The sequence below is a fragment of the Phycisphaerae bacterium genome (genome assembly GCA_028714855.1).
GTDB lineage: Bacteria > Planctomycetota > Phycisphaerae > Sedimentisphaerales > Anaerobacaceae > CAIYOL01.
The window spans coordinates 26,333-36,975 of record JAQTLP010000004.1 but is presented as its reverse complement, the minus strand read 5'-3'; the positions used below and the strand labels follow the sequence as shown (position 1 = coordinate 36,975).

The 10,643-nt window shown below is 45.3% G+C and carries 10 protein-coding genes; 3 read left to right on the top strand and 7 right to left on the bottom strand.

Features of this window, described 5'->3' with window-relative positions:
* Window positions 1–256: 256 nt before the first annotated feature.
* A complete protein-coding gene (locus PHG53_04180; GenBank protein ID MDD5380823.1) occupies window positions 257–3,352 on the bottom strand; it encodes a hypothetical protein in 3,096 nt (1,031 codons plus the stop codon).
* Between the two features lie 338 nt (window positions 3,353–3,690).
* Here PHG53_04180 and tsaB point away from each other — a divergent pair, with 338 nt between their 5' ends.
* Entirely contained in the window at window positions 3,691–4,419 is a 729-nt protein-coding gene (gene tsaB, locus PHG53_04175; GenBank protein MDD5380822.1) for a tRNA (adenosine(37)-N6)-threonylcarbamoyltransferase complex dimerization subunit type 1 TsaB, read from the top strand.
* A gap of 228 nt (window positions 4,420–4,647) precedes the next feature.
* On the opposite strand, the gene PHG53_04170 is transcribed toward tsaB, so the two are convergent.
* From PHG53_04170 to PHG53_04160, 3 genes are read right to left on the bottom strand one after another with little or no spacing between them, the layout of a single operon-like run.
* The gene (locus PHG53_04170) at window positions 4,648–5,445 is read right to left on the bottom strand and encodes a DNA methyltransferase (protein ID MDD5380821.1); all 798 of its coding nucleotides are present in this window, start codon (window positions 5,443–5,445) and stop codon (window positions 4,648–4,650) included.
* Window positions 5,442–6,362, bottom strand: a complete 921-nt coding sequence (locus PHG53_04165; GenBank protein MDD5380820.1) for a type II restriction endonuclease — start codon at window positions 6,360–6,362, stop codon at window positions 5,442–5,444. Before PHG53_04165 ends, PHG53_04170 begins: the two co-directional genes overlap by 4 nt.
* 12 nt (window positions 6,363–6,374) lie before the next feature.
* On the bottom strand, window positions 6,375–7,286 hold the full coding sequence (locus PHG53_04160) for a DNA adenine methylase (GenBank protein MDD5380819.1): 912 nt from the start codon (window positions 7,284–7,286) through the stop codon (window positions 6,375–6,377).
* Window positions 7,287–7,325: 39 nt separating this feature from the next.
* Between PHG53_04160 and PHG53_04155 the strand changes: the two genes are divergently transcribed.
* Together PHG53_04155 and PHG53_04150 are read left to right on the top strand one after the other, a co-directional pair.
* Window positions 7,326–7,622 (top strand): hypothetical protein, encoded by a 297-nt coding sequence (locus PHG53_04155; GenBank protein MDD5380818.1) that lies wholly within the window; start codon window positions 7,326–7,328, stop codon window positions 7,620–7,622.
* Between the two features lie 231 nt (window positions 7,623–7,853).
* On the top strand, window positions 7,854–8,102 hold the full coding sequence (locus PHG53_04150) for an RNA-binding protein (GenBank protein MDD5380817.1): 249 nt from the start codon (window positions 7,854–7,856) through the stop codon (window positions 8,100–8,102).
* Window positions 8,103–8,170: 68 nt separating this feature from the next.
* Here PHG53_04150 and PHG53_04145 read toward each other — a convergent pair whose 3' ends face one another.
* Genes PHG53_04145 through PHG53_04135 form a run of 3 tightly spaced genes read right to left on the bottom strand, consistent with a single transcriptional unit; the run spans window position 8,171 to window position 10,643 of the window.
* Complete coding sequence (locus tag PHG53_04145) at window positions 8,171–8,788, bottom strand: V-type ATP synthase subunit D (GenBank protein MDD5380816.1); 618 nt, start codon at window positions 8,786–8,788, stop codon at window positions 8,171–8,173.
* Between the two features lie 57 nt (window positions 8,789–8,845).
* The gene (locus PHG53_04140; GenBank protein ID MDD5380815.1) at window positions 8,846–9,208 is read right to left on the bottom strand and encodes a four helix bundle protein; all 363 of its coding nucleotides are present in this window, start codon (window positions 9,206–9,208) and stop codon (window positions 8,846–8,848) included.
* A gap of 37 nt (window positions 9,209–9,245) precedes the next feature.
* Window positions 9,246–10,643, bottom strand: a complete 1,398-nt coding sequence (locus PHG53_04135; GenBank protein MDD5380814.1) for a V-type ATP synthase subunit B — start codon at window positions 10,641–10,643, stop codon at window positions 9,246–9,248.

Here is a 10,643-nt window from a genome sequence, read left to right as displayed (position 1 = left end):
CATAGAAATATCCCCTAAACTATCGTCATAACGGAATGTTGACTTAACAGTGCATCACCACCATCCCTTATAAAGTACCGCCATTATACACTATTAAGTACCCTGAAAATGCGATTATGTTACACTTTTTTTCAGAATTTTATGAAAATAAGCGAAATTATCGCACCTTAACGGCCTAAAAAAGCTGTAAATTAAGCCACCCTGTAGCAGAATGCAGGAATAATTTGTACAAAAACCCTATAACCAGCCACAAGTTTTAGTTACTGCCTTCCATTGCGGCAATCGCTTTACTTTCAGCTTCTTCCCGCAGAATAATAGACGGTTTCACTAAGATTAACAAAATCAGATTGTCTTTTACTTTGCTGCGGTTACTAAACAATCGTCCAAAAAACGGCATTTTACTCAATACCGGCACCCCTGCTTCCTTTTCGACCTCAACGGAAATTCTTTGTCCGCCTAACAATAATGTCGCCCTATCGGGTACGCTTACACGCGTCCGAACTATCGATGTTTCCGTCTCAGGAAGGGGTATTTTGTAAACTTGTTCGGGATTATTACCAATTGCGGGCAGCTGAATATCATAGATCGGCATACCAAGGTATTCCGACATTTGAACCTCAATATTCAACAGCACATTCTTCTTGTCCGGCGTAATAATCGGGGTGATACCAAGAAGCGGACCAGAAGTTACACTACGCTCCTCGTAATTTACTGTCCAATAAAAAGACTGATCCGCCCCAGTGCCAATCGTTGTAACATCAAAAGTAACGTCAGCCGGGTAACGTCTAAATCTTCCTACCTGGAATGTAGCGGCCTCACCGCTTAAAACAGTAACTTTCGGAGCGGTCAAAGACTTGGCGTCCCTGTGGGCCTGAGTCGCTCTAAGAAGTACGCTAACCTCAAGATCGCCAAGAAGTAAACTGCCATAACCTCCCGTGGCGGTCAGTGCACTGCTTGCAACACTGCTCCAGCTGCCGGTAACCCCCGTATCAGTGGGATCAGTCATATCTGAAGAACCCTGTGTGAAATCCCATATACCCCAGGTCCCGCTCCCAGGATTGGCAAATCTTGCCCTGAAATTTACGCCCAGGCCGACATCTTCAAGAAAATTCTCGCCTACCACCAAGAATCTGGCTTCGATAGAAACCTGATTTCCAAGCGACTTGCGCAGCTCCGCGAACATTTCCTCGATTCGATTATGAACTTCGCGGGTCTGATATATAATAAGCTTTTTGTTCTCATAAACTGTTATAGAGCCCTCTCCACCAGTCTCAACCCAGCTCATCGGCTGGACGGTCTGCTGGATAAGCTGGGCCAGATTATTAGCCCGGGCGATTGCCTCCGCGACAAGCTGTTCTCTGCCTATATCCTCTTGCTCGCCCAACTGCTCCGTTCCTGCTTCACCCTCTGTGGGTGCGGTAATAGTACTACCAAGCGTCGCATAGAAATCGGCGGGCCGGCCAATCAGGTCGGTAACATCATAAACCCGTGATTCCATTACGGGTGGAAGTGATTCCGCTGTTGCTATCGTAACTACTCCGCTCTCGACAATGTAATTGATATTTGCAAATCCTCCCGAAACCGCCTCTAACAAAAGCCCCAGCGCCTTTCTTAGCGGAATGGCTGATATCGGGTCCATATTTATCGGCGTAGTCTGGTCAATATCGGCGTTGTCGTATAAATCCCGCCACTTGACGAATGTCTGCAACGGCGGGTTAACAGAATGCTTTAACATCTCTACCGCCTCCCCAAAAGGCGTTTCCGGCGTCAGTTCTGAAAGGTCCACGATTTCATCCAATTGTTTATCGGTAGCCACATCAGCCTCGCTCCACCCGAAAGGAGGTTCCTCTTTCCTAAATGGACTGGCGATAATTTCCCGCCATTCCTTGGGATGCCTAAGCTCTTCGGCGTATGGTATCGAGGCTTTATCACTTTCGACCAAACTATCGGTACGTTCCTTATCCGATTCTCTCTGCGTATCCAATTGTTCGCGGAAGCTAACCATATCTTCCAGCGTCTGCTTCAATAACAGAGCCTGGTTGTTTGACGGCTCGAGGATAAGCAGGCTTTCTAATTGGCCAAGAGCTTCATCGTAACGCTGCTGGCTCTGGAAAGTAACCGCATTTTCCATCAGTTCGGCTACTCTCTTGTTTCTGTCGGCCTCCATCTGCTCTCTATCCCTGCGTTGTGCTTCTATCGCTTCTAAGCGCTTTTGCTCCTGCAGCTGCTGGACCCTTGCATCCTGTGCCTGGACTATTCTCTCAGCCAGCTGTTTCAATTCGCCGCTGTTCTGCTTATAAAGCTCGTCTCCGAGGTCCTGCTGATATTCATTCACAATCCGTTCAGCTCTCTCTACCTCTTCCTTTGCTTTATCGAATTCGTCCCGGCTTATGCAATCCTGCACTTTAGCCACAGCATCGTTAACAACCGCTCTTGTATGGCTTTGCCGGATAGTTCTTTTGCGGTTAACCACGTCGATATAGGTATCTTCGGGTGCCTCCGCCTCAGGCGCTTGTTCTTCAGGAACAGCAGCAACCGCGGGCTCGGCCGGCTCCTCGACCGCCGGCTGTTCGGCGACCTTACTGGTGGGCTCGGCCTTGCCATTAACTAATTCTTTTGTAATTGCTGCAATGGTGGCGCTAAGCTCATCTTCCGGTTGTATTTCGGCCGGCGCCGAAGGTTTGGCTTTTTGCACCAAAACACCATCTATCTTTATCAGGTAATCCTCCGCTGATTCCCCCTTTGGTGCGTCAACTAATTTACTTGCCGCAACTTTAACAAAACCTTCCCGGGCTTTTTCGAGCTGACCGGCGTTGTAAAGCTCCACGCTGCTGTTATAAAGTTCGGCTATTTCTCTGCTCTGCTCATCTGACTGTTCGCTTAATTTCTTAAGCCCTTTGGCGATTAGTTCGCGCTCAGCTTCAGTCAAATACTCATTATCTTTAATCTCTTCAAGGCGCGCTTGGGCCTTGATTGGTTCGCCTTGCTTAACTAATTCATCAGCCGCACGAATTGCCTCAAGGATATACTCTCTCGCAAGTATACCTTTGTGTGTCTTCTCTAATAACGCAGTAAGTTTCTCTCGCTCAGCAGCTGTTAAATATTCATGGTAGTCCTGTGCCAGAAGAAACGATTGCTTCGCAGCTTTGAAGTAACCTCTCTTGTATTGCTCTGCGCCAACCTCAATCCACTTTTGAGCCACCTGACGAACTACTTTCCCCTTATCAGCATCGCTTGGCTCAGATGCAGCCGCGGCTGACAGAACTGACGTTGTCAGAAGCAAAAGAGACACTAAAATGACTAACAGAGGCTTTCGACCAGAAGATTCAGTTAGAAATCTTGTCTTGTACAAAATTAACCTCCTCCAAACCAAAAACACCCTCCTTGGTTAAACTTTTTCACAATTTTCCCGCCCGCGGCGGACTTTTTCATCACACAATGTTTGTAACTACAACCACCTTTTTATGGTTTGACTTACATTAGGTATTTTACCCAAAAACGCGCTTCTTTGCAAGAAAAAACTCCAACTATATGCCTTAGCCCTATAATATCAACATTAAAATAAAAAAAATGCAAAAAATGCTATGTTAAAATGGGTAAAATAATGGTTGAAAAATAGTCTTTTTTTGAGGTAACCAAACCCTTAAAAACTTTAAAAAATATTCGCTTTCCAGTATAAACCACATATATATGAAACCAACGCCATTGATATTAGCCATCGAAACATCCGGCAGAACTGGCTCGGTCGCAATCGCGCTCGGAGAAAAAATGCTCGGTGAAACCAACTTCTCCGCCCCGATGAGACACAGCGCTGAAATTTTCCCTGCTATTAACGAGCTGCTGGTGCGTTTCAGCAGAAAACCTAAAGACATCGAACACATCTATATATCGGTCGGCCCCGGCAGCTTCACCGGACTGCGTATAGCGGCAGCTTTGGCCAAAGCAACGAATCTCGCAAACGCGGCAAAAATCGTCGCGGTCGATACGCTGGATGTCATCGCAGCTAACGCAACTGACTATATAAAGAAGGAAAGCACCAAAGATTTAAACACAATCGCCGCGATTCTCGATGCTAAACGCAGCCAGTTCTTCATCGCGGCTTATGAATACGAGCAGGGACACTGGAAAAAGACAATGCCGGATTGTTTGATGACGGCGGAAGAATTCGTCGGGAAATTCAGCGGTAAGTCTAAGCCGGTATGGCTGTTAGGCGAAGGACTGGTTTTCTATAAGGATAAATTCAAAGCTGAGGGCATTCGATTTCTGGATGAAAAGTATTGGAACCCGCGGGCGGGAAATGTTTATAACCTCGGCTGGGAAAAGGCTTTAGCAGGGCAATTCGCTGACCCATTAACACTTCAGCCGACCTACCTTCGCAAGCCGGATATTAAAGAAAAATCAGGATTATCCTTCAGGTAAAATGGGGAGTTTGCGTAATCTGGGCAAGAAAAACCGTGTTAAAAAGTGGTAGAAATTGCTAAAAGCTGCTAAAAACGCGCGCAAAAGTGAGACAAAATGCGCTGAAAATGGTTGAAAATGTTGGTGAATTTTTTACCCCCCTGCGCGAATGATCGCGCGGAGCGCAGAAGACAGAATAAAAAATAAAAGTTGCCTAAGTTAACGGAGGTTTTTTTCGCTACGGTGGCTTTAGGTGGACAAGTTAGTGCTGTATTTAATCTTTGTTATGTCTTCGGCATTTTTGGGTTTTCGAAAGACAAATAAGTGTTCGTGCATTATCAGATAAAACTTGTCTTGCTTGGCTTTGGCTCGCCATCGCTCGGTTGTAGTGCAGTTGTGTTGAACTTTGATAATATCCTCCTTTAACACGAAACCAGCTTTTAGGAACCGCTGCATTACATTGAAAGCAAGTGGAACGAAATGTTTTCCTTTGCGAGTGTCACCAATCAGGATTGTGCAGAACTTGTCTGGTTTTAGAACGCGAAGTAGCTCTTTGGCAATTTTTTCGATTTCATCACAGAATTTTGGCAAGCTGCTGATGTTAGAGAGGTCAGCAGGTATTTCGCCGTCAGAATATTTGATGATGTTCATATAAGGTGGATGAGTGATTATCAGGTCAAACGAATTGTCTTTAAGAAGAGATAGGTTTCTCGCATCGCCGACAATAACCTTTTGCTTTGTCGGCGGCTGATGATTGAATGCCAGTGCTTCTTCGGCAAGTTTCACGGCGTCGGGATTGATATCAATGCCCAAAGCATGTCTGGCCAACAATTTCGCTTCAACCAGTGTTGTCCCTGCACCAACCATCGGATCGAGAACGGAATCCCCTTCCTCAGAATACATCTCTATCAGATTTCTTGGCACCTGCGGAGCGAAATTGCCACGATATTGTGAATTATGTGTTGCCCAACTTCCACGGTTGGGGAATGACCAAACAGTAGTAAATTCTGGGTTGTAATCGAATGTTAAATCTTGATTTCTTGTCATTTGTGAGTCATTGTTACGATGTCTTCAAGTAAACCTTTTGCAACCATATCGAGGTTTAATAGATAATCAGTATGATTAAAGGTTTCCCGCAAAGGCAGGTGCGTTGATCGCCAGCCATAACCATCTGTTATCCAGATAAACTCATGGCCATCGCTTTTCCAAAAATCGAAAATGCTTTTGTATTCGCCAGCAGTTGATTTAAGCTTAGAACCGCCCCCACTATAAAAATTTGTTTCTATGAGAACTAATTTTTTACTATTGTTGATTGCAAAATCTACTCGCCGGGAAGATTTATCCACCCTCAATTTCAATCCCCATTTCTCTTGGATGTTTTTTGACGTTGCTTCTTTTATGTATTGAAGGTTTTTTCTGTAGCAAATATCTTTCACAAAGAATTCAACAATGGTTTCCATTGATGTTCCGCCACGATTTTTCCTTCCATTTGAGTCTAACCCAACCTCAACCCCAATAACATAATCAACTATGTTCTTGATCCGTTTGGTTTCAAGCAAATCGAGGAAGCCAGTGCATTTTGCGAATTCAATAATTTTGGATTTTTCTATGGAACCTAATTTTCCGAAATTATAGGTTTCATATTTGAATGAATTTTTGTCATAACTGGTAAGAATACTAAATTTGCTCTCTCGACAGGCAATTAGGATTGGAATAAGACGACTTATAGATGGATGTTTATCTAATAATAAACCAAATTCTTCTTCAATATTATCCTTACCAATCAAATAGTTAAGAATATTTAAATCGACTTCAACATCTACAAGGTTATCAAACACCTTTGCCCAATTAACAAAATAATCCCATCTAGTAACTGTGTCTTTAAGAGTATTTAGTAAGTATTCAAATACTTCGTCAGAATTAGTGCAATTGATTTTATCTTTGAATATATCGCTGTATTTCATGCCTCTCCCTCATTAATCAGAGATTGTTTTATTAACATAATTGGTTATCAAGAGTTCGTTGATTTGTCCCCTGCCTGAGGCTTGACAATTGATAACTCTGGCTGCTTTAACTATATCGATGTTGAATCCTTTGTAGCGTTTCTCAAAAAAGCGGTCGGCTGGATCTTCGTTTTTCGGGTCGGAGTTACTCAAAAGGAATTTTGCTCCTCTGCTGTGTATTTGACTACAGAATTCCGCAAGTTTAATTTGGTCCTGTTCCAAGAAGCCATCCTTTGAATAGGAGGTAAAACCGGCGGTAGCGTTCAAAGGACGATATGGAGGGTCAAAATATACGAAGGTGCGGTTGTCTATGTACTTTTCACTATCCGTAAAGTCACCACAAATTATTTCCGAATTTTGCAGAAGGCCTGACACATTTCGCAGATTGTCCTCATCGCATATTGTTGGGTTTTTGTAATCTCCGAAGGGGACATTAAATCCGTCTTTTCCGTTCACGCGATAGAGACCGTTGTAACAGGTCTTATTAAGGAAAATAAGTTTCGCAGGGGAACGGTCGGCATTGAATTCCGCACGGATATGATAATAGAAGTCTTTGCGTGATGAGTTCCTCTTCGCAAGAAACTCACTTTCCAGAGCTTTTAGATCGTCGATTGTCGATTCGACATCGGTCTTGATAGCATTGTAGCAGTTGACTAAATCCTGATTTATATCAAAGAGGTAAAAGTGCTTTATAGAAGGATAGTTTTGCGATATGTAAAAGAAGACAGCTCCGCCGCCGACAAAAGGCTCGACATAAGTGTTAATTTTCCCAGAGTTCAAGCCATGTGGTAATCGTTGCTCTATTTCATCAAGAAGCTGGGATTTCCCCCCCGCCCACTTTAAGAAGGGCTTTGCCAAAGTTGATTTTTCTGCAGTAACAGACATAAGAACATTATAAAGAAAACAGAAAATAGGTCAATGTTTTTGCAAGAACAGCTGGAAACAGCCATAAATAGCGACTTGCGTTGTACTTCCGGAGGGTGTTGGAAAAATCAATCAAAACCGCAGCAGGTTAAAAGCAAAAATCCATTTTTTCATAATTTTTTTACTCCTTTTCCCGCATCGAGTTACGAGGGCCGAGCGACAAGCGACGATTACAATTTTCGCATCAATCGCGCAGGTTCATTCAATTACGGAGGGCGGTGTGTCTTGTCCGCCTTAGTTCCAGCGATGGCGGAAACGATGATTGTCTGCGCTGAAGGAAAAAATCAATCAAAATGAATAAATTATGCAAAACGAACCCAATTTCCAAAACCCCCAAAATGAATATAACTTTAGTGGTAACAATAACTAACAACTACGAACCACGAACTATGAACTACTCAAAACGAACCCAAACGAACCCAATTTATGGCGAGCAAAGCCAACCTGTCCTAAATATCTTCTTTGGTTTTCAGAGATTTAGTGTATAATGCCGCCTTTAGTATAGAGAAGCCCAAATGGAGAACAGTAATGGGTAAAAAGTTATATGTCGGAAATATAAGTCCTGACGCAGATGAAGCAAGCTTAAAAGCATTGTTTTCAATGTTCGGAACGGTTGAAAAAGCTTATATAATTCCTGACCGCGAGACAGGCAAAAGCAAGGGTTTCGGTTTTGTCGTGATGAGCAGCGACGACGATGCCCAGGCGGCGATAAAAGCCCTGAATGGAAAAGACTGCGGCGGTTTCACGGTCAAGGTCAGCGAAGCTAAAGGCAAGTAGGTCCATCGTCTATCCATACCTCAAGCTACGGCCAACAAGCAGGAACGGCAAATCCGCGAGGGGGACGATTAAGCGCGGATGATGTCGGTGATTTTCATAAGGCGCGAGGTGTTGTCACGTTCAGCTTCGGCGAGCTTGTCACAAATAAACCTGATGGTTTCGTGCAGCTCGGGGATAACAACGTGCTCGAGGACATTGACCCTTCGGCGGGTCTTTCGCAGCTCAACGGCAAGCAGGTGCGCCTGCTTTTCTTTTTCAGCAAGCTCAATCAAGCCGTCGAAGGCGCGCTCCAAAGCCAGCAATGCGACGTCCATCTCGCCTGAGGTGGTTGCAAAGCCATAACAGATGATTTCGCCTGTCATTTCTTTAATTAAATGCGGGACTTTGACATTCATAATGTGAGCGAATTCGAGAGCAAGCGTGAACTTTTTCGCGGGGACTGCGAGGGCAGCTTTTACATCTTCCGGCTCCATCGATGCCCGTGCCAGCATAAAACGCCGGCAGGTTTCCAACAGTTCCTTTTCGACTTTTTCCCGCAAGGGTTTAATTTGCTTAGCGATTTGAATCAGTTGGCGGGAAATCTCATCGCGTTTTTCGCTGAGCAGGCGATGACCGCGGGCAGCCAAGGCCACCCGCTTTCGCAGATGCAGCAGTTCCATCCGTGTTGCGTTGATGTTTGCTAACATAATGCGTATATGCGCAGATGAGTAAATGAGTTATAAATATATGCGTTTATACGTAACTTACTCACCTATCCGCTCCTTGGATTTCAAATATTTAATAAAGTTTAGAGTCATCCTTCTTAAGGCCTCGACTTCCTCAAGAAGATCACCCGCGTTTAGAAATTTTAGCTTTTCAGCGATTATCAATTGTGTTTCTACCTCAGACAGCGAACCTAACGAAATATACATAAAGTGAATAAACTCTTTTTTGGAAAATCTGGCAGCTCCTTCAGCAATATTGCTCGGGTAGGATACCGATGCCCTTCTTATTTGCGACATTAAACCATAAATCTCCTCTTTTGGAAATTTACTGGTGCCTTTGTAAATTTGCTCAACAAACCTGATACCACGCTTCCAAATATCTAAATCTTTATGTGTCTTCACAAAACTATTCCTCTCATCCACTCATCTACTCATCTACTCATCCACTTTTAATCTTTCTAAATCGCGGCATATACTTTTCGATGAGTTTGGTATCCATTCGTTTCAGCTCAGCGTTCTCGAACATACTCAGCAGCTCCCAGCCGAGGTCAAGGGTGGTTTCGATGGGACGGTTTTCATAATAGCCCTGAGAGACATAGCGGGCCTCGAATTTGTTCGCGAAGTCCATATATTTTTTGTCCTCTTCGGACAGGGCGTCTTTACCCATAATGGTGGCCAGTTCCTGGACCTCTTTGCCGCGGGCATAAGCGGCGTAAAGCTGGTTGTAAAGGTCGGCGTGGTCTTCGCGTGTTTTTCCTTCGCCGATGCCTTTATCTTTCAAGCGAGACAGGCTCGGCAGAACATCAATAGGCGGTGAGACGGCCTTTCTGTGCAGGGAGCGCGAGAGAATAATCTGGCCTTCGGTAATATAGCCTGTCAGGTCGGGGACCGGATGGGTTTTGTCGTCGTCGGGCATAGTCAGGACTGGCACCATAGTGATGGAGCCTTTTTTGCCTTTGATTCTGCCTGCCCTTTCATAAACGGTCGCGAGGTCGGTGTAGAGGTATCCGGGGTAACCTCTTCGGCCGGGGACCTCCTTTCGGGCAGCGCTGATTTCCCGCAGGGCCTCGCAATAATTGGTCATATCGTTTAAGATTACGAGGACGTGCATATCCAGCTCGAAGGCGAGATACTCGGCGGCGGTGAGCGCAAAGCGAGGGGTAGCAATCCTTTCGATTGCAGGGTCGTTCGCGAGATTGATAAACATAACAGCACGCTCGATGGCGCCTGTTTCCTGCAGGTCGTCGATGAAGAACTGTGCGGCTTCAAAGGTGATTCCCATAGCGGCGAAGACAACAGCGAATGCTTCACCTTTGCCGAGAACGGTCGCCTGACGTGCCAACTGGGCGGTTATCTGGTCGTGCGGCAGTCCCGCGCCTGAAAAAACGGGGAGCTTCTGGCCCCTGATGAGGGGATTGAGGCCATCGATTGCCGATATGCCGGTCTGGATGAATTCGTTGGGGTAATCACGCGCATCTGGATTAATCGGCCGGCCGTTAATATCGAGGCGTTTTACCGGGATGATTGCAGGGCCGCCGTCTTTCGGCTCTCCGAGGCCGGTGAAGACCCTGCCGAGCATGTCGGGGGAGACGGCCAATTCGAGGGGCCTTGCCAAAAAACGAATTGTGCTTTTATCTACGTCAATGCCGCGTGTCCCCTCGAAAACCTGGATGAGGACTTTGTCTCTTTCGACCTGCAGAATCTGGCCGTGACGAATCGAACCATCCGCGAGCTCGATATCGACGATGTGGCCGTATTTGGCCTGGTCAACCATCTCGACTATCATCAATGGGCCGGCAATACTGGCAACCGTTTGATATTCTTTTATGGACAACAT

Bases quoted from the DNA above. Each gene is read 5' to 3' on its own strand.
- tsaB (MDD5380822.1), top strand. From the start codon at position 3,691: ATGAAACCAACGCCATTGATATTAGCCATCGAAACATCCGGCAGAACT.
- PHG53_04170 (MDD5380821.1), bottom strand. From the start codon at position 5,445: ATGACAAGAAATCAAGATTTAACATTCGATTACAACCCAGAATTTACT.
- PHG53_04165 (MDD5380820.1), bottom strand. From the start codon at position 6,362: ATGAAATACAGCGATATATTCAAAGATAAAATCAATTGCACTAATTCT.
- PHG53_04160 (MDD5380819.1), bottom strand. From the start codon at position 7,286: ATGTCTGTTACTGCAGAAAAATCAACTTTGGCAAAGCCCTTCTTAAAG.
- PHG53_04150 (MDD5380817.1), top strand. From the start codon at position 7,854: ATGGGTAAAAAGTTATATGTCGGAAATATAAGTCCTGACGCAGATGAA.
- PHG53_04145 (MDD5380816.1), bottom strand. From the start codon at position 8,788: ATGTTAGCAAACATCAACGCAACACGGATGGAACTGCTGCATCTGCGA.
- PHG53_04135 (MDD5380814.1), bottom strand. From the start codon at position 10,643: ATGTTGTCCATAAAAGAATATCAAACGGTTGCCAGTATTGCCGGCCCA.